Source organism: Brachybacterium endophyticum, assembly GCF_003130585.1.
Classification (GTDB): Bacteria; Actinomycetota; Actinomycetes; order Actinomycetales; family Dermabacteraceae; genus Brachybacterium; species Brachybacterium endophyticum.
In genome coordinates, this window is sequence record NZ_QFKX01000001.1 from 538675 (window position 1) to 565214 (window position 26540).

At 72.3% G+C, this 26540-nt stretch carries 27 protein-coding genes; 16 read left to right on the top strand and 11 right to left on the bottom strand.

The window, feature by feature from the left end:
- Window positions 1-74: 74 nt before the first annotated feature.
- The 3 genes from DEO23_RS02320 to DEO23_RS02330 all read right to left on the bottom strand — a co-directional run bounded on the left by DEO23_RS02320 (window position 75) and on the right by DEO23_RS02330 (window position 3995).
- Window positions 75-881 carry an SDR family NAD(P)-dependent oxidoreductase gene (locus DEO23_RS02320; protein WP_109274372.1) on the bottom strand — a complete coding sequence of 269 codons (807 nt, stop codon included), beginning with the start codon at window positions 879-881 and terminating at the stop codon, window positions 75-77.
- Between the two features lie 51 nt (window positions 882-932).
- On the bottom strand, window positions 933-1754 hold the full coding sequence (locus DEO23_RS02325) for an HAD hydrolase family protein (protein ID WP_109274373.1): 822 nt from the start codon (window positions 1752-1754) through the stop codon (window positions 933-935).
- 87 nt (window positions 1755-1841) lie between these two features.
- Complete coding sequence (locus DEO23_RS02330) at window positions 1842-3995, bottom strand: NADPH-dependent 2,4-dienoyl-CoA reductase (RefSeq protein ID WP_109274374.1); 2154 nt, start codon at window positions 3993-3995, stop codon at window positions 1842-1844.
- 140 nt (window positions 3996-4135) lie between these two features.
- On the opposite strand from DEO23_RS02330, the gene DEO23_RS02335 reads away from it, so the two are divergent.
- Window positions 4136-5176, top strand: coding sequence for a GNAT family N-acetyltransferase (locus tag DEO23_RS02335; RefSeq protein ID WP_109274375.1), 1041 nt, complete (start codon window positions 4136-4138; stop codon window positions 5174-5176).
- 26 nt (window positions 5177-5202) lie between these two features.
- Window positions 5203-5862 carry a YdcF family protein gene (locus DEO23_RS02340; protein WP_165831700.1) on the top strand — a complete coding sequence of 220 codons (660 nt, stop codon included), beginning with the start codon at window positions 5203-5205 and terminating at the stop codon, window positions 5860-5862.
- A 10-nt stretch (window positions 5863-5872) separates the two neighbouring features.
- Here DEO23_RS02340 and DEO23_RS02345 read toward each other — a convergent pair whose 3' ends face one another.
- Window positions 5873-6703, bottom strand: coding sequence for a phosphotransferase (locus DEO23_RS02345; protein WP_109274377.1), 831 nt, complete (start codon window positions 6701-6703; stop codon window positions 5873-5875).
- A 141-nt stretch (window positions 6704-6844) separates the two neighbouring features.
- On the opposite strand from DEO23_RS02345, the gene DEO23_RS02350 reads away from it, so the two are divergent.
- Window positions 6845-7333: a DnaJ family domain-containing protein gene (locus DEO23_RS02350; protein ID WP_109274378.1), complete on the top strand. Its 489-nt coding sequence runs from the start codon at window positions 6845-6847 to the stop codon at window positions 7331-7333.
- 39 nt (window positions 7334-7372) lie between these two features.
- On the top strand, window positions 7373-8185 hold the full coding sequence (locus DEO23_RS02355) for an HAD family hydrolase (RefSeq protein ID WP_109274379.1): 813 nt from the start codon (window positions 7373-7375) through the stop codon (window positions 8183-8185).
- 25 nt (window positions 8186-8210) lie between these two features.
- On the opposite strand, the gene DEO23_RS02360 is transcribed toward DEO23_RS02355, so the two are convergent.
- Both DEO23_RS02360 and DEO23_RS02365 read right to left on the bottom strand, forming a co-directional pair.
- Window positions 8211-9083, bottom strand: a complete 873-nt coding sequence (locus DEO23_RS02360) for a maleylpyruvate isomerase N-terminal domain-containing protein (protein ID WP_109274380.1) — start codon at window positions 9081-9083, stop codon at window positions 8211-8213.
- A 72-nt stretch (window positions 9084-9155) separates the two neighbouring features.
- Window positions 9156-10517, bottom strand: a complete 1362-nt coding sequence (locus tag DEO23_RS02365; protein ID WP_109274381.1) for a glycoside hydrolase family 15 protein — start codon at window positions 10515-10517, stop codon at window positions 9156-9158.
- Window positions 10518-10611: 94 nt separating this feature from the next.
- Here DEO23_RS02365 and DEO23_RS02370 point away from each other — a divergent pair, with 94 nt between their 5' ends.
- Together DEO23_RS02370 and DEO23_RS02375 are read left to right on the top strand one after the other, a co-directional pair.
- Window positions 10612-11319 (top strand): class I SAM-dependent methyltransferase, encoded by a 708-nt coding sequence (locus DEO23_RS02370; RefSeq protein ID WP_205678818.1) that lies wholly within the window; start codon window positions 10612-10614, stop codon window positions 11317-11319.
- Between the two features lie 10 nt (window positions 11320-11329).
- On the top strand, window positions 11330-11755 hold the full coding sequence (locus tag DEO23_RS02375) for a DoxX family protein (RefSeq protein WP_420808007.1): 426 nt from the start codon (window positions 11330-11332) through the stop codon (window positions 11753-11755).
- Window positions 11756-11759: 4 nt separating this feature from the next.
- On the opposite strand, the gene DEO23_RS02380 is transcribed toward DEO23_RS02375, so the two are convergent.
- Complete coding sequence (locus DEO23_RS02380; protein ID WP_109274382.1) at window positions 11760-13286, bottom strand: MFS transporter; 1527 nt, start codon at window positions 13284-13286, stop codon at window positions 11760-11762.
- A 126-nt stretch (window positions 13287-13412) separates the two neighbouring features.
- Between DEO23_RS02380 and DEO23_RS02385 the strand changes: the two genes are divergently transcribed.
- From DEO23_RS02385 to DEO23_RS02395, 3 genes are read left to right on the top strand one after another with little or no spacing between them, the layout of a single operon-like run.
- Window positions 13413-13958, top strand: coding sequence for a TetR/AcrR family transcriptional regulator (locus DEO23_RS02385; protein ID WP_109274383.1), 546 nt, complete (start codon window positions 13413-13415; stop codon window positions 13956-13958).
- Window positions 13955-14488 carry a hypothetical protein gene (locus DEO23_RS02390; protein WP_133249823.1) on the top strand — a complete coding sequence of 178 codons (534 nt, stop codon included), beginning with the start codon at window positions 13955-13957 and terminating at the stop codon, window positions 14486-14488. The genes DEO23_RS02385 and DEO23_RS02390 overlap by 4 nt, the downstream gene beginning before the upstream one ends.
- A gap of 12 nt (window positions 14489-14500) precedes the next feature.
- Entirely contained in the window at window positions 14501-14908 is a 408-nt protein-coding gene (locus tag DEO23_RS02395) for a hypothetical protein (protein ID WP_109274385.1), read from the top strand.
- A 37-nt stretch (window positions 14909-14945) separates the two neighbouring features.
- Here the strand turns inward: DEO23_RS02395 and DEO23_RS02400 are convergent, their stop codons facing one another.
- Together DEO23_RS02400 and DEO23_RS02405 are read right to left on the bottom strand one after the other, a co-directional pair.
- Entirely contained in the window at window positions 14946-15809 is an 864-nt protein-coding gene (locus DEO23_RS02400; protein ID WP_109274386.1) for a PHP domain-containing protein, read from the bottom strand.
- A 95-nt stretch (window positions 15810-15904) separates the two neighbouring features.
- Window positions 15905-16849, bottom strand: a complete 945-nt coding sequence (locus DEO23_RS02405) for a serine protein kinase RIO (protein WP_165831701.1) — start codon at window positions 16847-16849, stop codon at window positions 15905-15907.
- Window positions 16850-17197: 348 nt separating this feature from the next.
- Between DEO23_RS02405 and DEO23_RS02410 the strand changes: the two genes are divergently transcribed.
- The 5 genes from DEO23_RS02410 (at window position 17198) to DEO23_RS02430 (ending at window position 23433) form a co-directional block, all read left to right on the top strand.
- On the top strand, window positions 17198-18487 hold the full coding sequence (locus DEO23_RS02410; RefSeq protein ID WP_109274387.1) for an ABC transporter substrate-binding protein: 1290 nt from the start codon (window positions 17198-17200) through the stop codon (window positions 18485-18487).
- Complete coding sequence (locus DEO23_RS02415; protein ID WP_109274388.1) at window positions 18477-19397, top strand: carbohydrate ABC transporter permease; 921 nt, start codon at window positions 18477-18479, stop codon at window positions 19395-19397. Before DEO23_RS02410 ends, DEO23_RS02415 begins: the two co-directional genes overlap by 11 nt.
- Window positions 19390-20250, top strand: coding sequence for a carbohydrate ABC transporter permease (locus tag DEO23_RS02420; protein ID WP_109274389.1), 861 nt, complete (start codon window positions 19390-19392; stop codon window positions 20248-20250). Before DEO23_RS02415 ends, DEO23_RS02420 begins: the two co-directional genes overlap by 8 nt.
- Before the next feature lie 104 nt (window positions 20251-20354).
- The gene (locus DEO23_RS02425; protein ID WP_109274390.1) at window positions 20355-22418 is read left to right on the top strand and encodes a GxGYxYP domain-containing protein; all 2064 of its coding nucleotides are present in this window, start codon (window positions 20355-20357) and stop codon (window positions 22416-22418) included.
- A gap of 49 nt (window positions 22419-22467) precedes the next feature.
- Complete coding sequence (locus DEO23_RS02430) at window positions 22468-23433, top strand: amidohydrolase family protein (protein WP_109274391.1); 966 nt, start codon at window positions 22468-22470, stop codon at window positions 23431-23433.
- Window positions 23434-23461: 28 nt separating this feature from the next.
- On the opposite strand, the gene DEO23_RS02435 is transcribed toward DEO23_RS02430, so the two are convergent.
- Entirely contained in the window at window positions 23462-24055 is a 594-nt protein-coding gene (locus DEO23_RS02435; RefSeq protein ID WP_109274392.1) for a cysteine hydrolase family protein, read from the bottom strand.
- A gap of 55 nt (window positions 24056-24110) precedes the next feature.
- On the opposite strand from DEO23_RS02435, the gene DEO23_RS02440 reads away from it, so the two are divergent.
- On the top strand, window positions 24111-24578 hold the full coding sequence (locus DEO23_RS02440) for a MarR family winged helix-turn-helix transcriptional regulator (protein WP_109274393.1): 468 nt from the start codon (window positions 24111-24113) through the stop codon (window positions 24576-24578).
- Window positions 24575-25969, top strand: coding sequence for an MFS transporter (locus tag DEO23_RS02445; RefSeq protein WP_205678820.1), 1395 nt, complete (start codon window positions 24575-24577; stop codon window positions 25967-25969). Before DEO23_RS02440 ends, DEO23_RS02445 begins: the two co-directional genes overlap by 4 nt.
- Window positions 25970-25974: 5 nt before the next feature.
- Here DEO23_RS02445 and DEO23_RS02450 read toward each other — a convergent pair whose 3' ends face one another.
- Window positions 25975-26442: a hypothetical protein gene (locus DEO23_RS02450; RefSeq protein ID WP_109274395.1), complete on the bottom strand. Its 468-nt coding sequence runs from the start codon at window positions 26440-26442 to the stop codon at window positions 25975-25977.
- Between the last annotated feature and the right edge of the window lie 98 nt (window positions 26443-26540).

Here is a 26540-nt window from a genome sequence, read left to right on the forward strand (position 1 = left end):
GGATCTCCGGTGCGGGGATCTCCCGCTGCCCGGAAGCCTGGAGCCTGCCCTGAGGGGAGGGTCAACAGGCCTGCTCAGGCGCCCCCGCCGCGACGCATCATCGCGCCGACGGCCCCCGCGACCACCCGGGTGGGCAGCAGGCGCTTGGTCGTCTGCGCCATCGCGGTGTTGGCCACGCCGGGCACCACGTAGGGCGGGGGAGTGCGCCGCGCGAGGGCCTTCATCGCGGCCTCGACGACGTCGGAGGGCTCCATGCGCGGCAGGCCGGCTCCCGCGCTCTCCCCGGCGACCTCGAAGAACTCCGTCTTCGCGGGCCCCGGGCACAGCGCGAGCACCCGCAGACCGGCGGCGCGGTTCTCCTCCCACAGGGCCTGGCTGAGGTTCAGCACGTAGGCCTTGGTGGCTCCGTAGACGGCGAGGCCGGGGTTGGGCTGGAAGGCGGCGAGGCTGGCCACGTTCACCAGGATCCCGCGGCCGCTGGCCCGCAGCTGCGGCAGGAAGGTGGTGGTCAGGTCGGTGAGGGTGTCGACGTTCAGGCGCACCATCTCGGCGATGGTTTCCGCATCGACCTGGTGCAGGGCCCCGGAGTGTCCGAATCCCGCGTTGTTGATCAGGCCGGTCAGGGTGATGCCGCGCTCGTCGAGGTCGCGCTTGAGCTGGGCGCCCGGCTGCTCGCCGGTGAGGTCCATGCCGATCGTGGTGACGGTGACGCCGTGCGCGGCACCCACCTGGGCGGCGACCTCGGTGAGGCGGTCGGCGCGGCGGGCCACCAGCACGAGGTCGGCGCCGAGCGCGGCCAGACGGTGGGCGAACTCGACGCCGAGGCCGGAGCTCGCCCCGGTCACCAGCACGGTCGCGTCGGTCAGGTCGAGGGGTCGCATGAGGGTCCTTCCGGACGGGGATGACGAGAGGTCGAGGAGGAGATCGAGGGGTCAGTACAGATCGAGGCGGTCCAGGGCGAGGGCGAAGCCGTTCCCGCCCGGACCGGGGACGACGAGGTCGGCGTGCTCGAGCAGGGCCGGTGCGCCGCCCTCGATGGCGACGGCCGTGCCGGCGGCCTCGAGCATGCCCAGGTCGTTCATGCCATCGCCGATCGCGATCGTCTCGGCCACGTCGATGCCGAGGTGGGCGGCGGCCAGGCGCAGCCCGTCGGCCTTGTCGACGTCGCGCAGCTGCAGCTCTCCGGCATGGGTGTCGTCCGCCGCGATCGAATTGGGCAGCGGGCGCAGGGAAGGGTCGATCTGCTCGACGAGGGTCTCCATCGGGACCGGGCTGCCCCACACCGAGATCTTCGCGAAGGTGGGGCCGATCAGGCTCTCGGGGGTGCGCAGCGCGGAGAGGACCTCCGCGGCGTTCTGCGGCGCGCGGCCGTGGTCCGAGAGTCTCGCGCGCATCATCTCGGCGGTCTTCGGCGTCGTGTAGAGCGCGTCGCGGGCCTCGAGCGCGAAGCCGACGCCGTACCCGTCGAGCACCTCGACGCAGCGACGGGCGATGGCAGGAGGCATCGTGTGGTCGCACAGGCGCTCGCCGTCGATGTCCACGACCGCGCCGGCCCCGGAGATGACGCCGTCGAACAGGCCCTGCACCTCCCGGGTGAGCATGCACAGGGCACGGCCGGTGGACAGCATCACCACGTGCCCGGCGGCGCGGGCCTTCTCGATCGCCTCCCGGTGAGCCCGCGGCACGTCCCCGCGGTCGGCGAGGGTGCCGTCGAAGTCCGTCAGGACGATCCGTCGGGACACGGGCGTGGGCATGGGTGGGGTCCCCCAGGGGTCGAGGTGGAGCGGGTGGGCTGCTGTGAACCGTAGCAAGGCGCGTGCATGCGCCGGGACGCGGCGGCCTCAGAGTGCGGCGGCGGTCTCCACGGCCTGTCGGATGGCCCGTTCGGCGTCGAGCTCGGCGGCGACGTCGGCCCCGCCGATCACGTGCACACGGGGACCGTCCTCGAGCAGCGCCAGCTCGTCGACGAGGCCCCGCTCGGATTCCTGACCGGCGCAGACGACGACCGTGTCCGCGGCGACGACGGTCTCGGTCGGCGCGGCCCCCGGGTCCGTCCCGGGCTCGGTGACGTGCAGGCCGGCGGCGTCGATCGCGCGGTAGGCGACGCCGCGGTGCTCGATGATCCCGGCGTGGCGCAGCTCGGCACGGTGCACCCAGCCGGTGGTGCGGCCCAGGTCCTTGCCGATCTTCCCCGTCCGCCTCTGGAGGACGTGCACCTCGGTCGGGACGGCGGATCGTTCGAGCAGCGCGGTCGGCGCCTGTCCGGTCCGTTCGCGCACCGCCAGTCCGCCGCGGCGCTCGGCGGGGTCCACGACGCCCCAGCGCTCACGCCAGGCCGGCAGGTCCTCGGTGAAGGAGGGCAGGGGAGCGGTGAGGAACTCGGCGACGTCCACGCCGATCCCGCCGGCGCCGATGATCGCCACCCGCTCGCCGACCTCCGCGAGCGCGCGCTCGCGGGGCATCGAGAGCAGCTGGGCGTAGGAGAGGACGCGCGGGCCGGGGCCGCTCGCAGCGGCCGGGTCCGCGGGAGGGGCGAATCCCGGCAGGTCCAGCACGCGCGGGCGCACGCCGGTCGCGACGATCACGTCGTCGAAGCCCGCGAGCATCTCGGCGTCGGCCCGGGTGCTCAGGTGGACGCCCACGCCGGCCGCCACCAGGCGGGTCCGCCAGGAACGCAGCGCCTCGCCGTAGGACTCCTTGCCGGGGATGCGCGCGGCGAAGAGGAACTGGCCGCCCACTTCGTCGAGGGCCTCGAACAGGGTCACCGTGTGGCCGCGCTCGGCGGCGCTGATCGCGGCCTCGAGGCCCGCCGGTCCGCCGCCCACCACGGCGACCTTCCGCCGCCGCTGCACCGGGACCGGCAGCAGGCGCAGCTCGGTCTCGTGAGCGGCACGCGGGTTCACCAGGCAGCTCGCGCGCTCGCCGACGAACACCTTGTCCAGGCACGCCTGGTTGCAGGAGATGCAGGAGACGATCTGGTTCTCGCGCCCCGCCTCGAGCTTGCGGGGCAGCTGGGGGTCGGCCAGCAGCTGGCGGGCCATCGAGATCAGGTCGGCGGAGCCGTCGGCCAGGACGGACTCGGCGATGTGCGCGTCGTGCAGGCGGTTCGAGGCGACGACGGGCACCGAGACCTGCTCGCGCAGGTGCCGGGTGACGTCGACGAACGCTCCCGGCGGGACGGAGGTCGCGATCGTGGGCACGCGGGCTTCGTGCCAGCCGATCCCGGTGGAGAGCACGTCGACCCCGCGGGCCTCGAGCTCGCGGGCCAGGGCGAGGATCTCGTCCCAGTCCTGCCCGTTCTTCACGAGGTCCTGGAGGGAGATCCGGTACGTCAGCAACCCGCGCGGGCCGATCGCCTCGCGCACGGCGCCCGCGACGGCCAGCGGCACGGCCCGACGGTCCTCGGCCGTGCGCCCGTAGCGGTCCCGCCGACGGTTCGTGGCCGGGGCCAGGAACTGGTTCAGCAGGTAGCCCTCGGAGCCCATCACCTCGACGCCGTCGTAGCCGGCCTCGACGCCGGCGCGCGCGGCACGGGCGAAGGCGTCGATGGTGCGGCGCACCCCGATCCGGGTGAGGGGGCGCGAGCGGAACGGCGTGATGGGGGAGCGGCCGCCCGAGGGGGAGACCGCGAGCGGGTGGAAGGCGTAGCGGCCCGCGTGCAGCAGCTGCAGGACGATGCGGCCGTCGGCCTCGTGCACATCGCGGGTGACCAGGAGGTGGGCGTCCATGTGGCCCGGGCGGATCTGCGCCCCGTGCGGGGTGAGGCGTCCGCTGAGGTTCGGGGAGCAGCCGCCGGTGACGATCAGGCCGACGCCCCCGCGGGCCCGCTCGGCGAGATGCGCGGCGAGCTTCGGGGCGTCCTTCGCGTGGTCCTCGAGCCCCACGTGCATCGATCCCATGACCAGTCGGTTCTTCACCGTGAACGGCCCCAGGTCCAGAGGCGAGAGCAGGTGCGGGAAGGCACTCGAGGGAGAGCTCGTGGCGAGCTCGGGCATGGGGACCTCCCTTGGTCCGACGTGGGGCGACGTCAGCACAGGCTACCGGCGTCGAGGAGGCCGGCGGACGAACTCCTCGGGCGTGGAGCCCGCCCGTTATTCCGTGGACGCCCTCCCCGCCCCGTGGTCGACTGACGCCCATGGAGATCACCGTGCGCTCTCTCGACCTCGACGAGTCCGGCATCCTCGAGCAGCTGGACGCGCTCGAGGAGGCCATGGACATCGAGCTGTTCGGTGCCGTCTCGAAGCGCACCCCGCAGCAGCGCCGCGCACTGCTCGCCGACACCCCGTACATGCGGATGAACCGCTGGGTCGCCGAGGTCGAGCAGCTCGAGGGAGGCAGGAGCCTGGCCGGCGTGGCCGTCCTCTTCCTCCCGCAGACGGAGAACCTCGACTCGGTCGACGTCGGCCTGAGCGTCCATCCCGCTCTCCGCGGGCGCGGCGTCGCGACCGCTCTGATCGAGCAGGCGCTGCGGCCCGCGATCGCCGCCACGGGGCGCAGCCGCGTCTCCTTCTGGGGCGAGATCCCCCAGAGCGGCGACGCCGACGATCCGGAGTTGCCGACGAACCGCGTCGCGCGCCGGCTGGGCGTGGAGCGCCGGACGATGGGCGTGTGCCGCACGACCGCGCTGCCGACGCCCGACGGGCTGCTCGACGAGCTGGCCGCGGAGGCCGCGGAGAAGACCGACGGCTACCGGATCCTGGTCTGGGAGGACACCGTCCCGGACGAGCACATCGAGACGTTCGGGGTGCTCCTGCGGCAGCTGGACCTGGATGACCCCGACGAGGACTTCGAGTCCGAGGCCGGGGACTACGGGCCCGAGCGCATCCGCCATCGCGAGAAGCGGAACGCGGCGATGGGCACGCAGGTGCTGATCGCGGTGGCCCTCGCACCGGACGGCAGCTTCGCCGCCCACAGCGAGATCCACGTCCAGTCCGCGCCCGGGACGTCGCTCGCCTTCCAGGAGAACACCCTGGTGATGCCCGAGCATCGCGGGCACCGTCTGGGCCTGGCGCTCAAGGTGGCGAACCATCGGCGCCTCGCCGAGACCTTCCCGCACCTCACGCGCCTGGTCACCTGGAACTCGCACGTGAACCCCTGGATGATCAGCATCAACGAGAAGCTCGGGTACCAGGTCGCCTTCCGCGAGATCGGCTACCAGGGCGCCGTCGAGGCATGAGGTCACGGGGCCGTACCATCGGTCCCGTGACCCTTCGCCCCTTGGCCCTCGCGGCCTCCGCCCTCGGCGGGCTCGCCCTCGGTGTGCTCGCAGCAGGCGAGATCATCTCCACCGCCGTCGCCCATCACGAACGCGCCCTGATGAAGAAGTTCGCTGACTCGCGCCCGACGCGCCCGACGCGTCCGCAGCCGTCGGCCGGCGTCCGCGAGGCCGTCGTGGTCCTCGGCTACGGCAACCCCGGCCCCGTCGTGAACGCGATCAATCGCTGGCGGGTGGACGTGGGACTGCGCTCGATCGACCCCTCGGCCGACCGCTCGCTGCTGGTCCTGACCGGCGGCACCAAGCACAGCGAGATCTCCGAGGCCGAGCACATGGCCCGCTACGCCCGCACCGAGCGCGGTTACGACGGTCCGCTCGTCCTCGAGGACCGCAGCCGCACCACCTGGCAGAACGTCAAGTACTCGATCCCGCTGATCCAGGACGCGGACCGCATCGTGCTGGCCAGCGACCCGCTGCACACCCTGCGCGCCCAGCGCATGCTGCGCACCCTGCGCCCCGACCTCGCGGCCCGTCTGGCGCCGGCGCGGAACCAGCGCCTGGGCGAGCAGATCCTGCGCAAGCCCGTCTTCATCGTCGTCGGCCTCGAGGGACTGCGCCAGGCGCACCGCGATCACCTGATCCGCTGACGGGCGCCCCTCAGCGGAGCACGGGGTCCGCGAGGAGCCGCTCGAGGGTGCAGCGTCCGAGCTCCGCCATCGCCGGCACGGTCTGCTCGTAGTACCAGACCAGTCCCAGCGCCTGCTCGAGCGCCCAGGCGGCGCCGCGTGCCCACTGCAGGTCCGGTGCCCGCAGTCGGCGGCGCAGCGCCTCGCGGGCCGGCGCGTCGAACAGGTGCCACGCGACCACGAGGTCCAGGGCCGGATCGGCCGGGGCGAAGCCGCCGGTGTCGATCACCCCGCAGAGCACGGGACCACCGGAGCGTTCGTCCAGCAGCAGGTTCGGCGGGATCAGGTCGCCGTGGCACATCAGGTCGGCATCCTCGCGCGGGAGCACCCGCGCTCTCTCCCACAGCGTCGCCAGCTCCTGAACCGGCAGGAGCCCCTCGCTGCGCCGCAGGCACGTCGCCACCCAGGGGTCATGGTCGGGAAGGTGTCCGCCGCGCCCCGTGCCGGTGAACCCGGCGCCCTCGGTGTCGACCTCGACCCACGTCTGCAGCGACCACGGCAGCTGGTGACCCGCCGACGGGTCGTGGATCGCGAGCGGCTCAGGAGCCGGGATCTCGGCCGCCGCCGCGAAGCGCGCCATCGCCCGGTGCTCGGCCTCCAGGACGGAGCGGACCGCTGCGGGTTCCGCTCCCGTTCGCGGGAAGCGCGCGAGATGACGTTCGCCGATGCGGACCACGTGGCTGGTGGTCCCGGCGCCTGCGAGCACGCGCACGGACTCGCTCGCGAGGTCCGGGCAGGCGTCGGCGATGATCCGCGCGGCGCCGGCGGTGCTCAGCGGGATCTCGTCCTCGTGGATGCTCACGCTCGGAACGCTACGGGGCCGCCGCCGTCACGGTCCACGCCATTCGCCCTTCTCTGGCACCCCTCCGTCACCAGCGCGCCTGGACGTCCCCGCCGCCTCCGGCGAGGATGAGGGCCACCACGTGCGCGAGGGGGCGAGGCCATGGTCCGGGACAGCAGATGGGTGGACGGTGCGATCGAGGATGCCATCGCCCGCGGCGATTTCGACGACCTCCCCGGCAGCGGGAAGCCCCTTGAACTGGGCACCCATCACGACCCCGACTGGTGGATCAAGCAGCGTATCGCCGAGGGCGAGGTGGATCCGGCCGCTCTGCTGCCCACCGTGGTGCTGCTGCAGCGTGAGTTCGCCGCGCGCGACGAGACGCTGGTCGAGCTCCCCGACGAGGAGGCGGTGCGCGCGTACGCGGAGGACTTCACCGAGCGGGTCATGGACGACCGGCTCGCGAACCCCAACGCCCGCATGATCGCGCCCACCCTGGAGATCGAACCCGCCCTCGCTCGCTGGCGGGAGCTGCGGGCCGAGCGCGAGGCCGAGGAGCGTGCCCGGCTGGAAGAGCGCGCCGCGCTCCCGGGTTCCGCCCGGATGCCCTGGTGGCGGAGGGTGCTGGGCAGTGGCGGGACGAGCCGCTGAGTGCCTCCCCGCCGGGCCGTGCGACCGTAGACTCCTGACATGTCCCGTGTCCGCCTCGTCGCCTCCGACCTCGACGGCACCCTGCTCGACGCCGAGGGCGCGCTGACCGAGCGCACGGCCCGCAGCTGGCGGGCGCTGTGGGACCAGGGCATCGAGACCGTGCTGGTCACCGCCCGGCCACCACGCTGGGTCGACGCCCTGGCAGGCATCACCGGCGCCCACGGCGTCGTCCTCTGCCTGAACGGAGCCTTCGTCTACGACGCCGCGCACCGACGCGTCCGCAGCCACCACGCGATGGACCCCGCGACCGTGGCCGAGGTCGCCGGGCGCCTGCGAGGGATCCCCGGGATCTGCTTCAGTGCGGAGCTCGCCGACGGCGCGCACCGCGAGCCCTGCTACTCCGGTGGCCTGCCCGCAGGGGTCACGAGCAACGAGATGGTCAGCGTCGGCCCGATCGAGGAGGTGCCGGGGCCGGTCGGCAAGATCCTGGCCCGCAGCGACGCCCTGGGGCCGCGCGAGTTCCTCGCCCGGGTGCGCACGCTGCTGGGCGACACGGCGCTGCTGTCGACCTCCTGCGAGGGAGGCCTCGCGGAGATCGGCCCGTCCGGGATCACCAAGGCGAGCGCCCTGGAGACGTGGTGCGAGGGTCTCGGGATCGATGCGGCCGACGTCTGGGCCTTCGGGGACATGCCCAACGACATCCCGATGCTCGACTGGTCCGGCACCGGATGGGCCGTCGCCAACGCCCACCCCGACGTGCTCGCGGTCGCCGACCGGGTGTGCGCGGAGAACACCCGCGAGGGCGTCGCCGAGGCGATCGAGACCCTGCTGGAGCGCCCGGCAGCGCCGTGAGGTCCACGAGGTCCGTCCGGGAGCCTCAGTCCATGCCCTGGGCGACCCTCCCGCGCACGTGGCCGACGGCCTCCTCGTCGCCGCTCAGGTCGACCGTGAGGGCGCCGTCGGTCATCCGGTCCAGTGCGTGCTCGCGTCCCCACACCCACAGCAGGAGGGCGAGGGCACGACCGCGGGCGGTGGCATGCGGCAGCGAGGTGGTGTGCGATGAGCTCTCGACGTCCGCGTCGTCGTGTCCCTTCGCCGGCCGTGCGAGCAGCTGGGAGAACTCCTCGCCGTCCCGCGGGCGGGTGCCCCACCAGCGCTCGATCACGACCTCGAGGGGGTCGGCGTCCTCCGGAGCGAGCGTCAGGGTCGCGAGCTGCTCGGTCTGCGCCCAGTCGGGGACCCAGTCGTAGCTCCCGGCCCACATGACCGCGACCGCGTGGTCCAGCCCGTCGGCCGCGACCTCGGGGGAGATCGCGGTGACCGGCAGGTTCGCGGACAGCTCCGCGTCGACCCGGTGGATGCCCGCCTCGTGGACCTGCATCCGCCGGGTGAATCCGACGGTCTGGTCGGCGGAGAACCACGACCAGGCGTCCTCGGTGTCGCCACGTGCCGTGAGCTGGTCGATCAGCGCCGCTGTCGCCCGTTCGCGTCGCTCGAGCAGCTCGAGCCGAGCGCCGGAGCCCTCGGGGCGCGGCGCCTTCGCCGCCTCGACCGCCTCGACGTCGGCATCGGTGAGCGCGTGGTCCTTGAGGATCCCCGCCCAGAACTCGTGGACCTCGGTGAGGTGCCAGAGCAGGTCCTCGACGGTCCAGTCGGGGCAGGTGGGAACGGGGGCGGAGGGGTCGGGTCCGCGCAGGGCGTCGGCGAACCGGTCGGCTTCCTCGGCGATGAGGTCCGTGGCCGTGGTCATGGCGCCAGTCAAGCACCGTGGGCCGGACCCGGCAATGGGTCCGCCGAGGTCGCCCCGTCCGGAGTCCGTGCCTCAGCGACCCGCCAGGGCGTCGATCGTCAGCAGCACGTTCGCGGCGGTCCACGCGAGCGGCGCGACGGAGGCGGGGGAGCCGTCGGCCAGGACCTTCTCGGGGATCGACCCCGCCGACGTGCGATGGGCACCGATCCACTCGAGCACGTCCTTCGCCCCGGCGTCGTCGCCGCAGCGGGCGAGCGCGAGCCCCAGCAGCGAGGTCGAGGGGGTCCAACTGATCCCGTCGCGTCGCCAGCGGGCCCCCGGCGCGATCCCGCCCGCGGGCCGTGAGAGCTCCTCACGCAGGACGTGCAGGCGGTCGGGCCCGGCGATCCCGCTGCAGCCGGTCGCGTCCAGGAAGGCGAGCGCGGAGTCCGCACCGCCGCCGCTCTCCCGTCTCTGATAGCCGTGGGCGCCGAAGGTCGAGGTCAGGAGCTCCCGGAAGGCGTCCGCGGCATCACGGTCGCGGTACTGGTCGACACCGTGCGCGGCGCCGTCACTGCTCAGGTGCGCGCTCGCCTCCAGGCCCGCGAGGGTCGAGGCCATGATGCCGAGGGTCACGGTGCGCTCGTGCCGTTCCCAGTAGTCGGGGGAGACGGGCGGCATCCGGGTGCCGTCGTCGGTCGTGCGTCGCAGGGCCGTGCGACCGCTGAAGATCATCGGCGCCAGGCGCTCCCGGGCGGCGGCGCTCTCGTGGCCGTCGGCCGAGGCGACAGTGTCGATGACCTCCCTCGCGGCCCACAGCGCGAGCCCGGTGCCGTCGAACTGGCGGGGCCGGTCGTCGGGGGAGCGCTGCGTGCTGGGGGAGTAGCGGGCCTCGAACCAGCCGTCGCCGGACTGCATCTGCTGCAGGTGGGCGAGGGCGTCGAGGGCGGCGTCGCGGTGGCCGATGCGGGCGAGCGCGACGGCGCAGAAGGCCGTGTCGCGCGGCCAGATGTAGCGCCAGTTCCGGGACCAGCCCGCGACCGGTGCGGGCAGGGAGTCACCGAGCACCCACAGGTCCCAGATCGCGCCCCGTGCGAGGTCCTGCAGGGCGCCCGGAACGGTCTCCAGCCACGGTGCGGCAGCATCGAGGAAGGCCTTCGCGCGCTCGGCCGTCGCCGAGTCGGCGGGAGTGCCGGCGAGCAGCCGTGTGCCGGTGCGGAGCCGGGGCGAGGAGGCGGTGACGAGCGTGCGCTCGCCGGAGGCGTCGAGGGCGACCGTGCGCGAGAGCAGCGGGGCCTCCGAGGCGGATGCATCGGAGCCGAGCAGGCGGTGCACCCCGAGCGCCCCTCCGCCCAGGCCCGCCGCGACGGCGCCGGCCCCCAGCCCGGTGAGCAGCCGGCGACGCGAGGGTCGGCCCGCCGAGGAACGGTGGGGTGAAGCTGCGGCCTGCGACATCCGTCCCCCTTCCCCGTCCCGGGACCCGTGACAGTATGCCGGACCCACTCGGACCGGGACTGCGAGCGACCTCGCCCCCGTATCCTCGCTGCCCATGGGCATCCGGGACATCGTCGCCACCCGCTGGGGCCGGCCGGCCGCGCGCGCCATGCAGGCGCTGAACGCGCGGCACCCGTGGAACCACAACGACCACTTCCACAGCTGGATCCTGCACGAGCTGCCCCCGCGCCGACGTGCAGCCCTCGACGTGGGCTGCGGGCAGGGCGGGCTGCTGCTCGAGCTCGCGCCCTGGTTCGACGCGGTGACGGGCATCGACCGGGACCCCGGGATGCTCGCCGCGGCCGATCGCCGCACCGCCCACGTCGAGAACATCGAGGTCGGCGACGCCCCGCTCGAGGAGCTCGACGGCCCCTACGACCTGATCACGATGGTCGCCGTGCTCCACCACCTCGACCTCGAGGAGGCGCTCGCGCAGGTGCGCCGTCTGCTCGCACCTGGCGGGCGCTTCCTCAGCGTGGGCCTCGCCCCGCCGGTGACGACGCGGGACCACCTCTGGGACGTGGCCTCGATGGTCACCAATCCGCTGATCGGGAAGATCAAGCATCCCTGGCGGCCACCGCGCGAGATCGGGGAGGCCACGGGCGCCGCTGCGCAGATGCCGATCGCGGACCCGACGCTGCCGCTGGACGAGATGGTCGCCCGGGCGCAGGCCGTGATGCCGGGCCTGCGGGCTGAGCGTCACCTGGGCTTCCGTCACACCCTCGCGTGGACGAAGCCGGGTCCCGTGACCTCGAGGGCATAGCCTTTCGGGCATGACCGACGATGATCCTCGCGCCGCGGCGCTCAGCCTCCGCCCGTCCTCGTCCGCCCGGCGCGCCCGCCGCACGCGGCGCTTCCTGACCGGCCTGCTCGCCGGTATGGGCGTGCTCCACATGGTCGCCCCGAAGCCCTTCGACGGCATCGTCCCGCGCGCCCTCCCGGGCGAGGCCCGCAGCTACACCTACGCCTCCGGGGTCGCGGAGCTCGCCATCGCGGGCATGCTCGCCGCGCCGCCCACGCGGCGCCTGGGCGGCGTCGCGGCGGCAGCCCTGTTCGTCGCGGTGTTCCCCGCGAACGTGCAGATGGCCTGGGACGCGCGGAACGCCGACCGGGCACGACGGGCCATCGCGTTCGGGCGGCTCCCGCTGCAGGGTCAGCTGATCGCGCAGGCTCTCCGGGTCGCCCGCGGCGAGGACTGACCTCTCACGGCCGACGCTCGCGCATCGCGATGAGCACGATCGCCGCCGCGATCAGCATGAGCGCCACGCCCACGCCCGCGGTGTAGGCGACGCCGGAGTCGAACGCCTCCCGCGCCGAGTCCAGCAGCGCGGATCCCGTCGCGCCCGGCAGTCGGGCGGCGACCTCGGTGGCCCCGCCGAGCGTCTGCCCGGCCGCCTCGGCGGCCTGCGGCGAGAGGCCCGAGGGGACCTCGACATGGGCGCGGAAGGCGGCGTTCAGGATGCTGCCGAGCACGGCGGTCCCCAGCACCGCCCCGGCCTCGTAGGCGGTCTCGGAGATCGCCGAGGCCGCGCCGGCCTTGCGGGCGGGGACGGCGCCCAAGATCTCGTCGGCCGAGATGGTCTCGGCGAAACCGACCCCGGCGCCGACGACGGCGAAAGCGAGCACGAGGGCGCCGTCGGACCCGGAGGTGCCGGTGACCAGCACGATCCCGTACCCGAGGGCGTTCATCAGCAGCCCCGCGGCCATCGCGTGGGAGGGCCGCAGTCGCGGCACCAGGCGCACCACCACGAGTCCCGCCAGGATGGTGACGACGAGACCGGGCAGCAGCAGGAGACCGGACTGCAGGGGAGAGCGATCGCTGACCAGCTGCAGGTGCTGGGAGAGGAAGTACAGGAAGCCGACCAGCGAGAAGATGCTCAGCAGGTTCGCGCTGATGGACGCGCTGAAGGCGGGGACGCGGAACAGGCCGACGTCCAGCATCGGCTCCGAGCGCGAGAGCTGACGGCGCACGAAGGCGATCCCGGCGATGAGCGCGACGCCCACGGCGGCCAGGATCGGCAGGGTGATCCCGCCGTCGGCCGCGGTCTTGATGGCCCAGACGAACGGCACCATCGTGGCCATCACCAGCCCGATGCTGACCGGGTCCACGGGCCCGGGGCGCGGGTCGCGGGACTCGGGCACCAGCAGCGGCGCGAGCGCGAACAGCGGCACCAGCATCGGCAGGGCCAGCAGGAACACCGACCCCCACCACAGGTTCTCGAGCAGGAGGCCACCGACGATCGGTCCCAGCGCGGCGCCGCCGGAGAAGGCGGCGGCCCACAGCGCGATCGCTGTGCGGCGCTCGCGGGGGTCGGAGAAGATGTTGCGGATCAGCGAGAGCGTCGCGGGCATCAGCATCGCGCCGAAGACGCCCATACCGGCGCGCAGGGCGATCAGCGCCGAGGCGCTCGGCGCGAAGGAGGCGAGCGCGGAGACCGCCGCGAACCCTGCGGCGCCGATCAGCAGCAGACGGCGCCGGCCGACGCGGTCGCCCAGGCTGCCCATCGGCACCAGCAGGCCGGCCAGCAGCAGCGGGTAGACGTCCACGATCCACAGCAGCGCTGTGCCCGAGGGGTGCAGGGCCTCGGAGATCGCGGGCAGCGCGAAGGAGAGCACGGTGTTGTCCACGGAGACGAGCAGCACCGGGAGCATCAGCACCACCAGCGCCGCCCAGCGGCGGCGCGCGGAGGTCGGCACGTCGATCACCGGGATCGGTCGTGTGGTCGTCATGGTCGTCCTCCTTCGGGGTGCGGGTGCGGGTGCGGGTGCCGGTGTGGGTGCGGGCGTGTGCCTGCGACCGTCTCAGACTAAACCGTCCAGACGGTACAGTCGAGGGATGGGCCTAGGGTGTGAGCCATGTCCGCGCGTGAAGACGTCCTCGACGCCCTGGAGCAGATCCTGATCCGCGATGGGGAGCGCGCCGCGACCCTCGACGCCGTCGCCGCGCAGGCCGGCGTGTCCAAGGGCGGGCTGCTCTACCACTTCGGATCGAAGAAGGCGCTGGTGGAGGGTCTGGCGGACCGGATGCGCGAGCGCGCGGCCCTCGACGCGCAGCAGATGGCCGAGGCCCCCGACGGCCCCTCGATCTACTACGTGCGCACCTCGGTCTTCGAGGACACTCCCTTCGATCGCACGCTGGTCGCGGCCACGCGCCTCTCCGGCGGCGACGACGCCCCCGTCCACGCGGCCTTCGCCGACGTCCGCGAGGGCTGGCTGGCGCTGATCCGTGAGGAGGTCGGCGACGCAGCCACGGCCGAGGCGATCATGCTGATCGGCGACGGGCTCTACTACAACGCCGTGCTCGATCCCGCCTTCCCCTCGGGCGACGTCGGCCGCGAGAGCTCGATGGCGGGCCTGCTGGCCGTGGTCGAGCGACTGCGCGAGGAGGCCCGCGGGGCGTGAGGGTGGAGGCTGCGCACGGCGGCCGCGACGGGCGCGTCGGCGTCCTCGCTGCCTCCCTGGCCCTCGTGCTGCTGCTGGCCTCGACCTGGATCCTGGTCGCCCTGGCGCTGCAGGACGCCCCGGTCGCCCTGGTCTCCGCGGGACGCAGCGTCTTCGTGGTCGCGGGGCTCGGCGTGCTCTCGGCGTTCGCGGCCGGCGCCTCGAGGTCACCGGGTGCGGCCGACGAGGCGCGGGAGCGGACGGACCCCCTCTCGCCGCGCACCGTGATCGCTCTCGCCCTGACCGGCGTGAGCGGGTACACGATCGCCTCCACCGCGGCGATCGCCCTCGCCGGGCCGGACATGCCCGCGCTGATCCTGACCCTCGGGCCCGCTGTGGTGATGGCTCTGGAGGCTTCCACCGGTACGGTTCGTGCGCAGCGCAGCGAGGTGGTCGCGATACTTGTGGCCGTCGTCGCGACGGCGCTCTACGTGGCCCTCAGGCCTGCCGGAGGGGAGGGTGGTGGCCACCCTCTCGCGGGCGCCGCCTGATCGCTCGCGGCCATGCTGCTGATCTCCTGGTACGGGGTCGCCTTCGCTTGCGCGAACCGCGGTTTCCGCGGCTCGATGGCCCGTCGGATCCTGCCGATCCACGCCGTGGGCGTGTTGCCGCTGCTGGTCTGGGCAGGGGGCGCGACGCTGGCCGGCGAGCGAATGTCGTTGCGCGCGCTGCTCGTGCTCGTCGTCCTGGGCCTTGTCGTCTACGTGCCCGTCTACCTCCTGCAGCACCGGCTGATCGTGCGGGCCGGAGCGACGTACAACGCCCTGCTGGGCCTCGCGGTCCCGATCGTGGTCGGTGTCGTCTCGACGCTGCTGGGCATGGCGTCGCCACCCGGTGCGGCGCAGTGGTGCGCCGGGCTCCTCGCGCTCGCCGCGATGGGGGTCGTGGTGGTGAGTCGTAGCCGGCGGTAGCGTGACGGGCGTACCGCTATAGAGATGCTGGTGGCGCTCAGCGCGTCCAGAAGTCCCACGGTCGGGCTCCCGCTCGGAAGCCGAAGTGCTCCGCCATCTGCACCGCTTCCGGGAAGCCGGCCGCGAGCCCCTGTGTGTCGTGCGCATCGCTGCCGAAGGAGACGGCCCTGCCGTCTTCCTCTGCCCACCACTGCGGGATCCACGACCACAGGCGACGAGTATTCATCTCGAGCGCTCGTCCTGAGGTGGCCAACGACCGCAGTGCAGAACGGAAGAGGCCCTCGAATCGTCGCGGGTCGAACGGCCCTGCGGCCTCGCTCGGCCACGAGCGGACGGCGTAATCGATGTGTGTGAACGTCTCGAAGGTCCCTGAGCCGTCGACCATGCGCGGGATCTCCTCGAGGTAGCTCACCATCACGTCGTCAGGGGAGCGGTGGTGGTAGAGGGTCGTCGGCTCGGTCCTGGATTCCCCGTCGCCCGATTCGGGGAAGGGGAGCGTATGGAGGGATCCGTTGATCCGGTCGAATCCGCCCGCGCGAAGGATCGGTGCCGCGCGCTCGTCGTGCAGGTGCGGCTGCCCGTACTCGACGCCGGTGAGGATGTGCAGCTCGGGGAAAGCGTGCCGGCAGCGCTCGATGCTCTCGAGATATCCCTCGAGGTCGAAGGTCGGCAGGTGAACGGAGCCATCGCGGGAGCGGTACTTCTCGGCGTGATGACCGAGGTCTCCGGGGTCCGTTCGCCAGGTCGTCTCGAGGTCGAGATGCTCGGTGAAGATCAGCGCCGACAGGCCGATCCGGACCGCCCGGGCGCATGTCCGTTCCATGGTCCCGGCGGACTCGGGATCGGAGCCGGCGTCCCAGGACCATTCGGTGTGCACGTGCGCATCCGCGGGCAGGAGCATGATCCTCAGTCTGGCACCCCTTCGTCGCTGCGACCTTCCCCGGCAGGCCAAAACAGCATAACCAGTCACCTCGGCGCGGAGTCCGGCGCCGACCCTCACCGCCGCGCCATCGCCTCCGCGAACCACTCGTCGGCATCGGCCTCCCGACGGTCCGTCCCGTGCGACCGCAGCCAGGTGCACACGTTCACGCAGTCCCGTCGCAGGAACTCCGGGCCGTTGGGGTTCGCGATCAGGTCGATCACCTGCGGCACGTCGATCACCACCAGGCGCTCCCGCGGCGAGCGCGGGTCCACCAGCACGTTGTAGGCCGAGAGGTCTCCGTGGACGAGGCCCATCTCGGCGAGCGACACCACGAACTCCCGCAGCTCGCCCGCCCACTGCACGGCGCGGTCCGGATCCGGTCGCTTCTCGTGCAGACGCGGTCCCGCTACCGGGATGCCCGACGCCTCCGGCCGGTCGCCGGCCGCAGCGCCATGCGTGCCGATGAACTCCATGCACACCTCGGTCCCCTGGATCTGCACGGGGTAGGGGACCGCGAGACCGGCGGCGTGCAGACGGCAGAGGGTGTCGAACTCGGCGCGTGCCCATTGCCCCGCGGCGGCGCGCTTGCCGAAGGCGCTGCCGCGGGCGATCGCGCGGCCCTCGCGGGAATCGGTCACGCGTCTGCCCTCGGTGTAAAGGCCGGAGCGATGGAAGGAGGTGTGCTCATCGGTGCGGTAGCGCTTGGCGACCAGGAGGGTCGCCTCCCCGGCCTCTCCCCGGCGCTGGGCGGGTGGCAGGGCGCGCTCGAGGAGGAAGGCGTCGGCCTCCTTCCCGGTCTTCAGCACGCCGAGCTCGGTGTCGATCGCACCCTCGTGCTGGACGACCCAGGCCGGGAAGGGCTGCGGCCCGCGGTCCAGGGTGTGCGCGGTCTCGGGCCAGGTCGACCAGCGCTGGTCCGGGCCTGGTTCGTCGGGGTCGTAGGGGAGGTCGTCGTCGGTGACGCCGGCGGTGACCAGCGAGGTCGCGTAGAAGCTGTCCCAGTCGAAGGACGAGGTCATGGTGGGGTTCTCCCGAGGTGGAGACCTGCGGCGCGGGACGTCGGCGCGGAGCCGGCGGATTCTCTCAGCAGGTCGAGGTGGAGCGGAGGACGGCAGGGGTCAGCACGGTGACAACCATCGGGTCCTCCTCCCCTCGGGGTCGGCATCTGAGGCCGACGACTGCGCAGAGCGTACGGCGCGCAGGGCCACGGACGCGACGGAATATCTGCCGCGGACGAACGCTTCGAGCCACCGGGCTCGTCCCATCCCGGCGTGAACCGATTTGCAGGACCCCGTGCCCTGTGTCCTACCGTGGGCGGTCCCGGCGCACACATCGGTGCGCTGCGGCCCACGGACGAAGGAGTACCCGTGACCAGCAGACGCGCTCTGCTCGGCCTGGGCGGCCTGGCCGGGCTCTCGGGAGCCGCCGCGCTCGCCGGCTGTTCGAGCGATCCGCAGGTCGACCCCGCCCTGGGGGAGCCCGCGACCAAGGACACCCGGGCCGCGATCACCTACCAGATCTGGGACGAGGCCCAGGCGCCTGCGATGCAGCAGATCATCGACGCCTTCGGCGAGCAGTACCCGGGGATCGATGTGACGCTCACGGTGACCGCCTACAACAGCTACTTCGAGCGCCTGCGCATCCAGGCCACCGGCGACGACCTGCCGGACGTGTTCTGGATGAACGGCCCGAACTTCGAGCTCTACGCGTCCTACGGGAAGCTGCAGGACCTCACGGAGCTCGAGGGTTTCGACCCTGCGAACTACCCCGAGAACCTCGTGGACCTCTACACCTACGAGGGTGCGCGGTACGCGATCCCCAAGGACTTCGACACCATCGGGCTCTGGTACAACCGCGAACTGCTGCACCGGGCCGGCGTCGACGAGCCCGACGGCTCCTGGAGCTGGCAGCAGTACCGCGACGCCTCCGAGCAGGTCACGCGGAAACTCGCCGCCGACCGCATCTGGGGCAACCCCGGGGGAGTCGACACCCAGGCCTACGTCTACCCCCTCGCCCTGCAGGCGGGCGGGTTCATCATCTCGAAGGACGGGACGACCTCCGGATACGACGATCCCGGCACGATCGAGGCCTTCTCCTTCCTGCGGGGCATGATCGAGGACGGCATCGCGCCGGACGTCCGCTACACCACGGAGAACCGTCCGCAGGACCTGTTCGCCGACGGGCGGGCCGCGCTGCTGCCCTCGGGAACCTGGCAGGCCGCGATCCTGCAGGACTCGAGCGTGAAGAAGCAGCTCGACGTCGCCCCGCTGCTGCACGGCAAGCAGGAGGGCAACGTCATCCACGGCATCGGCAACGTGATGAGCGCCCGGAGCGCGCACAAGCCGGCCGCCTCCGCGTTCCTCGCCTTCCTCGGATCGAAGAAGGCGGGGCGGATCCAGGGCGCCGCCGGCGCCGCCAACCCCGCGTTCATCGGCGCGAACGGCGCCTTCCTCGATGCCCTGCCGGACTTCGACCTCAGCGTGTTCATCGACGCCGCGGAGACCGCGCAGCCCTACCCGGTCTCGCGCAACACCTCCGCCTGGAACCAGCTCGAGGAGCTGCTGTACCCCAAGGTGATCGGCGGGCCCGGCGCCGTCGAGGAGAACGCGAAGGACCTGGCCGATCGGATGAACGGAGTGCTCGCCGATGAGTCATGAGACCGCAGGGGCCGCTGTCGCCCCACCGCGACGCCGACGCCGCGCCGAGGGCTGGTGGCCGCTGGTCTTCCTCGGCCCGCTGATGATCGGCATCGTCGTCTTCTACTTCTGGCCGATCCTCGCCACGGTCATCAACTCCTTCTCGACCTTCGGGCCCTTCGGCGGGCGCAGCTTCAACGGGCTCGCGAACTACGCCGAGCTGCTGACGGACTCGTTCATCCCGCGGGCGATCCTGAACACCCTGATCTACACGCTGATCGTGCTGTGCGGGATCCCGCTCGCCGTCTGCTTCGCGTCCCTGCTGAACCAGAAGGGCCTGCGGTTCGCGCGCTTCTACCAGGTGCTGTTCTTCCTGCCCGCGGTCTCGATGCCCGTCGCCGTCGCGCTCGTGTGGCGGATGATCTTCAACAAGGAGTTCGGCCTGGTCAACTGGCTGCTCTCGGCGGTCGGGATCGAGGGGCCCTACTGGGTGACCGCTCCCTGGTGGTCGCTGCTCGCGGTCTCGATCGTCGGGCTGTGGGCGAGCCTCCCCCTCGCGATCATCATCCTGGGCGCCGGGCTGCGGGGCATCCCCGCTGAGCTCTACGAGGCCGCCCAGCTCGACGGCGCCGGGCCGGTGCGACAGTTCTTCTCGGTGACCGTGCCGCTGCTGACCCCGAGCATCTTCTTCCTCAGCATCATCACCGCGATCAACGGCTTCCAGCTGTTCGACCTGCTGTTCGCGATGATGGGGCAGGCGAACCCGGCGATGGCCGACACGCAGTCGCTGGTCTACCTCTTCTACTCCGAGGCATTCCGCCAGAACAACCAGGGGTACGCCTCCGTGATCGCGTTGCTCATCCTCGCGATCATCGGGCTCTTCACCCTGTTGCAGTTCCGCCTGCAGAGGAGGTGGGTCCACTATGAGTGAGCAGACGACCAGGCCGACGCCCCGGCCCGTGACCCCGCGTTCGCGCCCGCGCTGGGCCACCCACGTGGTGCTGCTGATCGGCGGCATCCTGATGGTCTTCCCGTTCCTGTGGCAGATCAACATGTCGCTGTCCACACAGGCGGAGGTCACCTCCGTCCCGCCCAGCTGGTTCCCCGCGAAGCCCCAGTGGAGCAATTACTCCGCGGTGTTCGAGCAGGTGCCGTTCTTCCGCCAGTTCCTGAACACGGCACTGGTGACGATCGCCCGGGTGATCGGCCAGCTGCTGCTGTGCGCGCTGGCCGGCTACGCCTTCGCCCGCATGCGCTTCCCGGGAAAGAACATCCTGTTCGCCCTGGTGCTCTCGATCCTGATGGTGCCCTACCAGATCTACCTCATCCCCCAGTACGGGGTGATCCAGAACCTGGGGCTGCTGAACACGATCGCGGGCATCGCCGCACCGGGTGTCTTCAGCGCCTTCGGGACGTTCCTCATGCGCCAGCACTTCCTGTCGATGCCGGCCTCGCTCGAGGAGGCTGCGCGCCTGGACGGGGCGAATCCCTGGCAGACGTTCTGGCGGATCATGTTCCCGCTCTCGGGGCCTGCCCTGAGCGCGGTCGCGATCCTCACGGCTCTCGCCTCGTGGAATGACCTGATGTGGCCGCTGATCGCTGCCACCTACGAGGAGAAGACCACCCTCGCGGTGGGGCTCACCTCGATGCAGGGGCAGTTCACGACCGACTACCCCGTGATGATGGCGGCGAGCTTCCTGGCGATGCTGCCGCTGATGATCCTGTTCATCGTGCTGCAGCGCCGCGTCGTCGAGGGTCTCGCGCATTCGGGCATGAAGGGCTGAGGCCCGGACGTTCCGCCCGAATGCCGCGCAGCGGACGAACTCCTCTTCCCACGTGGGCATCCCGCGGTTAGCCTGCAGGCCCCTCACCCCTCCAGGAGTCGACGATGACCGTGGAACAGCCCTGCCCTTCGCCCCTCACCCGCCGCGCGACGCTCGCCGGAGGTGTCGGTGCCACGGCTCTCGCCCTCGGCGGCGCCCCGGCTATCGCAGCGGGCCCTGCACCCGCCGGTGGGCATCACGGCGGCCCGCACGGCCCGTCGGCCCCGGCCGTGCACTGGGAGCGCGGCCACCTGTTCCCGACCTTCGACCGCCCGCAGGGCGCGGTTCGCGTGGCCGACATGCGCGACCTCGACGGCTTCGACCGCCTGCTGCTGGTGAGCCTGCAGGGACTGGTGAACCGGGTGCGCCCGGAGATCTACCTGATCGCCGACGACGTCGACGCGACCTGGCTCCCCGACCTGGGCGTGCGCACGAGGTGGGAGAAGGACCCGCTCTCCCTCCTCGAGCGCTTCCGCCGCCGCGTCGAGGGCGCCGTCGTCTACGACATGGACGCCCCGGACACCATCAACCTCGCCACCACGATCGCCGCCCGTCGCTCCCTGGTCGTCGCGACCGCCGAGCAGGCCCGCACCCATCACCTGAGGATCGTCGAGGACCTGCGCGGGCGCTTCGACGACGAGCCCTCCGCGATCTACGCCTGGGCCGTCGAGAACCTCTGGGAGAAGAGCACCCACCGTCTCCTCGTCGGTCTGCCGCCCACGCAGACCGTCGAGGTCGAGGGCACGCAATGGACCGAGCTGCTGCGGGAGAAGGACCGCGTCACCGACTCCTCCAACCTCGACACCTACACCGTCGAGCTCGCGGACCGGGTCGGGGAGGGTGAGGTCTTCGTGAAGCTCTCCGACGCCTTCACCGACGACGGCTGGGGACCCACCGTCCGCCACGCCACCCTCACCATCGACGGCGAGCAGACCGCGGACTTCACGCCCGGCGGTGACGAGGAGACCCCCTATCTCTTCGACGGCGGCGGGTCCGCGACCGGCGACGGCACACGGTTCGCCGACGGCGGCGCCTCCTTCATCTACCGCTTCGAGGTCCCTGACGGCGCGAGCGCCGTCAGCCTCGCCCTGCGGATGGAGAACGAGTACGTGGTCTCGGCGACGTCGACCGCTCCCACCCGCATCGAACCCTTCGCCTCTTTCCGTGACCTCGCCATCGCGACGAACGCGCTGGTGACCTGGCTGCCGCCCTCGGGGGAGAGCGGGAGCCGGTTCGAGGAGCTGCTGGAGGCCGTGGAGCCCGGCACCGTCTACGCGGGGTGGTTCTCCAACGACGTCGACGGCGAATGGTCCGGTGTCGAGCTGTGCAGCCGCCACGGCGTCATCGTCGTCGCGGCTGACTACTACATGAACGCGTCCGTGCTCTCGGGCATCCCCGCCCCCACCCGGGCGAGACCCTCGAAGCCCTCCCGGCGCCGCCCGGAGAACCGCACCTACCTCACGCTCACCTTCGGCGAGGGCGACAACATCCAGTTCTGCGAGCGCCACCTGCGCGAGCTATGGGACGACCCGGCGCGCGGCTCCGTGCCCATGAACTGGACCATCACGCCGCTGCTGGAGGACGTGGGCCCGGCGCTCCTGCACCACTTCCAGCGCACCGCGAGCGAGAACGACCTGCTGGTGTGCGGACCCTCGGGCGCCGGATACACCTACGGCGACTCCTGGCCGAAGGACCAGCTCGAGGTGTTCACGAAGGCCTCCGGCCGCTACCAGGAGCGCACGGGCCTGGACGTCGTCTACGCGTACTCGACCCCGGAACCGGGCAAGCCCTCCCCGACGCTGCCGGACCGGGTCCTCGAGTCCTACGCCCAGCACGTCGACCTGCGCGGCATCATCCAGACCGACGAGAAGGGCTCCATCAGCGACCCCGGTGCAGCCGTCCCGCTGATCGGCACCTTCTACCCCGCGGGCGGCGTCGAGACGTATCTCGAGGCGCTCACGGAGAAGATCGAGACGGAGGGTGGCGACGGCCCGCTGTTCATCGCCGGTCTCATCAACGCCTGGAACTGGACCCCGGCCGACGTGAAGACCCTCGTCGAGAGCCTTCCCGGCGACGTCGAGGTGCTCCTCGCCGACGAGTTCTTCGACCTCTTCGCGCGCAGCGCCTGACGCCGCCCGGCGGCGGGGACGCAGAGGGACCCGGAGTAGCGTCCCCGTCATGGCTTCCGCTGATGACCGCACGACCGACGTCCTGCTGACCGACGTCCACGCCCACTTCGTCACCGACGACTACGTCGCGGCCGCCCGGGCGGCCGGCATCGAGCACCCCGACGGGATGCCCGCCTGGCCCGACTGGGGTCTCGATGCGCAGCTCGCGGACATGGACCGGCGCCGGATCGGCCGGGCGATCCTCTCGATCTCCTCACCTGGCGTCCACTTCGGTGACGACGCGGCGGCCGCCGCGCTCGCCCGGGACGTCAACGATGCGGCCGCGGACCTGGTCGCCGCCCGTCCGGGGCGCCTGTCCTTCTTCGCCTCGCTGCCGCTGCCCGACGTCGAGGCGGCTCGCACCGAGGCGCGTCGGGCGCTCGCCCTGCCGGGCGCGCGCGGCGTGATCCTCGAGTCCCATGCGCAGGGGCAGTACCTGGGCGATCCCGCGCTCGAGCCGCTCTGGGCGGACCTGGAGGCGGCCGGAGCGATCGTGTTCGTCCACCCGACCTCGCCCGTCGGCGCCGAGGGCACCGACCTCGGCCGGCCCCGCCCGATGCTCGAGTTCATGGCCGACTCCACCCGCAGCATCGTCGACCTGGTCCTCGCCGGGGTGCTCGAGCGCCACCCGGCGCTGCAGGTGGTGGTCCCGCACTCGGGCGCGTCCCTCGCGCTGCTCAGCGACCGGGTCGCGCTCTTCCAGAGCGCCTTCGGCCTGGGCGGGATGCCCTTCGCCTCGGCGCTGCAGAGGCTCTGGTTCGACCTCGCGGGAACCCCGTTCCCGCACGCCGCGCCGCTCCTCGCCCGGGTCGCGGGCGAAGAGCACCTGCTCTACGGCAGCGACTCCTGCTGGACACCGGCGCCGGCCGTCGACGCCCTGCTGGAGAGCATCGAGCAGGCGGATCCGCCGGCGAGCGCCACGAGCTGGCGCGCCCTGACCGCCCGCAACGCCGACAGGCTGCTGGGGGAGGGATGAGGGGTGGCCCGGCCCTGCTGACCGCGGCTCAGGCGCCGAGCCCGTCCGCCCACTCCTGGACCGTCGTCACCTCGGCCTGACGCGGGAACACCTTCTGCGTGAGCACGCGGTGGACCTCCTCGTCGGAGTCCGCGCAGGCGTCGGCGAGGACGGTGAGGGTGAAGTCGAGGTCCGCGGCCTGGCGGAGGGTCGAGAGGACGACGCCGCTGGTGGAGATCCCGGCGAGCACGAGGGAGTCGGCCTGCAGACCGCGCAGCAGCACCTCGAGGTCGCTGCCGGTGAAGGCGCTGATGCGGCGCTTGACGACGACGGGCTCGTCCTCGCGCGGGGAGAACGACGCGTGGATCGCGGTGGCGGCGGACTGCTCGGTCATCGCATCGCCGGCGCCCGTCAGGCGGGCGAAGCCCGAGCTGGGGGAGACCTCCGGGTACCCCGGACGGAAGGCGACGCGCACCCACACCACAGGGATGTCCGCGGCCCGGGCGGCGTCGACGGCCTCGGCCGCACGATCGAGGACCTCGGTTCCGGCGAAGCGGTCGGCGATGCCGTGCTGGAAGTCCATCGCCAGCAGGACGCGGCGCGGGGCGGAGGCTGATGCGGGTGCAGATGCGGATGCGGACATGGGGGGGGGCTCCTCGGGTTTGCTCAATGAACGTTGATCAACGTACATTGACGACATGGATGGAGCAACTCCGCAGCCCCGCACCTCGTCCGACCGCCCGGAGTCGGCCGTCGAGGCCGCGCACGCCCTGCGCGGCGTGGTCGGGGGACTGCGGCGTCGGCTCCTCGCGGTCTCGGGCACCTCCGAGCTGACGCCGGCCCAGGCCTCGACGCTCACCCGCATCGTGCGCGGCGACGCCGACACCGGCTCCGCCCTCGCCCAGGTCGAGCGGATCTCCCCGCAGGCGGCGGCCGTGTCGATCTCCGCCCTGGCCGACGCCGGCTACATCGCCCGCACCACCGACCCCACCGACGGGCGCCGCCAGATCATCGCGCCCACGGATGCCGGGCGAGAGTACGTGCAGAGCGCACGGGACACTCGACAGGCCTGGCTCGAGGAGGGGTTCGTCGAGGACTTCACCGAGGCCGAGCGGCAGCAGGTCATCGCGGCGACGACGCTGCTGGAGAGGCTGCTGGAGCGATGACGGCACTCGCCCGCCGTCCTTCCCCGCCAGACCGCTTCGACCCGCGTCTACTGGCCCCGATGATGCTCGGGTCGATCCTGAACCCGATCAACTCCTCGATCATCGCCGTCGCGCTGGTCCCGATCGGCGTGGCCCTGGGGGCGCCCGCACGCGAGACCACGTGGCTGATCACCGGCCTCTACCTCGCCACCGCGATCGGTCAGCCGCTGATGGGACGGCTCGTCGACACCTACGGGGCGCGGCGGATGTTCCTGGTGGGCTCCGCGCTGACGCTGCTCGCGGGGCTGCTGGGAACCCTCTCGCCGAACATCTGGGTGCTGGTGGTCGCCCGGGTGGTGCTCGGCTTCGGCACCTGCGCGGGCTACCCCTCGGCGATGCGGCTGATCCGCGAGGAGGGCGAGCGGACGGGTGTCCACAGTCCCGCCCGGGTGCTCAGCGCCCTCAGCATCACCACCCAGACCATCTCGGTGATCGGCCCCGTGCTCGGCGGGGCGCTCATCGACATCGGCGGATGGCGCAGCACGCTCGCGATCAACGTGCTGCTCGGCGCCGCGGGACTCGTGCTCGGCCGCCTCTACCTCCCGGCGCCGCAGGCCCCGGGGCCGTCGGCCGAGCTCCCGTCGGCCGGACGCACCGCGCGAGCGCGCATCGACGTGCTCGGCATCGTCCTGTTCGCGATCGGCATGGTCAGCGTCCTGCTGCTGATCATGCAGCCGAGCGTCGCTCGGCTCTGGCTGCTCGTCCCGGGGGTCGCGGCCGGTGTCGCCTTCGTCGTCCAGGAGCTGCGCGTCGCCGCGCCCTTCATCGACCTGCGGATGCTGCGGTCCTCACCGGCGCTCGTGCGCAGCTATCTGCGCTCGGTCCTCACGGCCCTGGTCAGCTACGGCTACATGTACGGCTTCACGCAGTGGATGCAGGAGAGCCGCGACCTCTCGCCGTCGCTCTCCGGGCTCGTGCTCCTGCCCACCTTCCTGGTCGGCATCGGCGTGGTCGCCCTGACCGGGAGGCGCAGCGACCTGCGCAAGAAGCTGCTGGTGGGCTCGATCGCCCAGATCCTGGCCTGCGCCCTCGTGCTGGTGCTCCACGACGACTCGCCGATCGTGCTGCTGCTCGCGATCGCAGTGGTGCTCGGCATTCCGCAGGGACTGGTGAACCTCGCCAACCAGAACGCGGTCTACGTCCAGGCGCGCCCCGAGCAGGTGGGGTCGGCCGCGGGTCTGCTGCGTACGTTCATGTACTTCGGGGCGATCGGTTCGTCCTCGGCGAGCGGCCTGCTGTTCGGTGACCGGGCGAGCACCGGCGGCATGCACGACCTCGGTCTGGTCATGCTCGTCGCGGCGATCGGCCTGCTCGTGCTCTCGGCGACCGACCGCTCGCTGCGTCGACGCTGAACCCCTCAGTGCAGCTCGCGGTGCAGGTCGGCGAAGCAGTCGGCCCCCGAGGTCCACACCCGCCGGGCGCCGTCGCCGAACTCGCCGAGGCTCGCGATCTCCACGCCGTCGCGCGCGGAGGGTCGCGGGTGGACCCGCAGGGCGGCGTAAGGGAACTCCAGGCGCAGGCCCACGCCGTGCTGCTCGTAGGTGGTGGTGACGTCCTGCGCGATCAGCTCGCGCAGCGCACCCGCCCAGCGCTCGTCGTCGGGTGTCAGCACGATGCTCCCGCGGCTGACGGTCGGCATCGCGAGGCATTCCAGCAGCGGCTCCTCGGCCGATCCCGCGGGGTTCTCGAAGCGGATCTGCAACCGGCTGAGCACGAAGGCGATGCCGCGCACGCGGTAGCCGACCAGCCGGCGGAGCTCGAGCTCCTCGGCGGGGCTGCTCGCGGCGACGGGATCCGAGCCCGTGGTCGTGGTCGTGGTGTCCATGGGGACGCTCCTTCCGGTCGACGCGGGTCCGCCGGGAATGCCGGACCCGTCACATTCCGGCACTGTAGACCTCTTGGCGGGACACGGCCCTCAGGGAG

What these genes read in the sequence shown, in the direction of transcription:
- DEO23_RS02320 (WP_109274372.1), bottom strand. Translation starts at nt 881, where the DNA reads ATGCGACCCCTCGACCTGACCGACGCGACCGTGCTGGTGACCGGGGCG.
- DEO23_RS02325 (WP_109274373.1), bottom strand. Translation starts at nt 1,754, where the DNA reads ATGCCCACGCCCGTGTCCCGACGGATCGTCCTGACGGACTTCGACGGC.
- DEO23_RS02330 (WP_109274374.1), bottom strand. Translation starts at nt 3,995, where the DNA reads ATGCCCGAGCTCGCCACGAGCTCTCCCTCGAGTGCCTTCCCGCACCTG.
- DEO23_RS02335 (WP_109274375.1), top strand. Translation starts at nt 4,136, where the DNA reads ATGGAGATCACCGTGCGCTCTCTCGACCTCGACGAGTCCGGCATCCTC.
- DEO23_RS02350 (WP_109274378.1), top strand. Translation starts at nt 6,845, where the DNA reads ATGGTCCGGGACAGCAGATGGGTGGACGGTGCGATCGAGGATGCCATC.
- DEO23_RS02355 (WP_109274379.1), top strand. Translation starts at nt 7,373, where the DNA reads ATGTCCCGTGTCCGCCTCGTCGCCTCCGACCTCGACGGCACCCTGCTC.
- DEO23_RS02360 (WP_109274380.1), bottom strand. Translation starts at nt 9,083, where the DNA reads ATGACCACGGCCACGGACCTCATCGCCGAGGAAGCCGACCGGTTCGCC.
- DEO23_RS02365 (WP_109274381.1), bottom strand. Translation starts at nt 10,517, where the DNA reads ATGTCGCAGGCCGCAGCTTCACCCCACCGTTCCTCGGCGGGCCGACCC.
- DEO23_RS02370 (WP_205678818.1), top strand. Translation starts at nt 10,612, where the DNA reads ATGGGCATCCGGGACATCGTCGCCACCCGCTGGGGCCGGCCGGCCGCG.
- DEO23_RS02375 (WP_420808007.1), top strand. Translation starts at nt 11,330, where the DNA reads ATGACCGACGATGATCCTCGCGCCGCGGCGCTCAGCCTCCGCCCGTCC.
- DEO23_RS02380 (WP_109274382.1), bottom strand. Translation starts at nt 13,286, where the DNA reads ATGACGACCACACGACCGATCCCGGTGATCGACGTGCCGACCTCCGCG.
- DEO23_RS02385 (WP_109274383.1), top strand. Translation starts at nt 13,413, where the DNA reads ATGTCCGCGCGTGAAGACGTCCTCGACGCCCTGGAGCAGATCCTGATC.
- DEO23_RS02395 (WP_109274385.1), top strand. Translation starts at nt 14,501, where the DNA reads ATGCTGCTGATCTCCTGGTACGGGGTCGCCTTCGCTTGCGCGAACCGC.
- DEO23_RS02400 (WP_109274386.1), bottom strand. Translation starts at nt 15,809, where the DNA reads ATGCTCCTGCCCGCGGATGCGCACGTGCACACCGAATGGTCCTGGGAC.
- DEO23_RS02405 (WP_165831701.1), bottom strand. Translation starts at nt 16,849, where the DNA reads ATGACCTCGTCCTTCGACTGGGACAGCTTCTACGCGACCTCGCTGGTC.
- DEO23_RS02415 (WP_109274388.1), top strand. Translation starts at nt 18,477, where the DNA reads ATGAGTCATGAGACCGCAGGGGCCGCTGTCGCCCCACCGCGACGCCGA.
- DEO23_RS02420 (WP_109274389.1), top strand. Translation starts at nt 19,390, where the DNA reads ATGAGTGAGCAGACGACCAGGCCGACGCCCCGGCCCGTGACCCCGCGT.
- DEO23_RS02425 (WP_109274390.1), top strand. Translation starts at nt 20,355, where the DNA reads ATGACCGTGGAACAGCCCTGCCCTTCGCCCCTCACCCGCCGCGCGACG.
- DEO23_RS02430 (WP_109274391.1), top strand. Translation starts at nt 22,468, where the DNA reads ATGGCTTCCGCTGATGACCGCACGACCGACGTCCTGCTGACCGACGTC.
- DEO23_RS02435 (WP_109274392.1), bottom strand. Translation starts at nt 24,055, where the DNA reads ATGTCCGCATCCGCATCTGCACCCGCATCAGCCTCCGCCCCGCGCCGC.
- DEO23_RS02440 (WP_109274393.1), top strand. Translation starts at nt 24,111, where the DNA reads ATGGATGGAGCAACTCCGCAGCCCCGCACCTCGTCCGACCGCCCGGAG.
- DEO23_RS02445 (WP_205678820.1), top strand. Translation starts at nt 24,575, where the DNA reads ATGACGGCACTCGCCCGCCGTCCTTCCCCGCCAGACCGCTTCGACCCG.
- DEO23_RS02450 (WP_109274395.1), bottom strand. Translation starts at nt 26,442, where the DNA reads ATGGACACCACGACCACGACCACGGGCTCGGATCCCGTCGCCGCGAGC.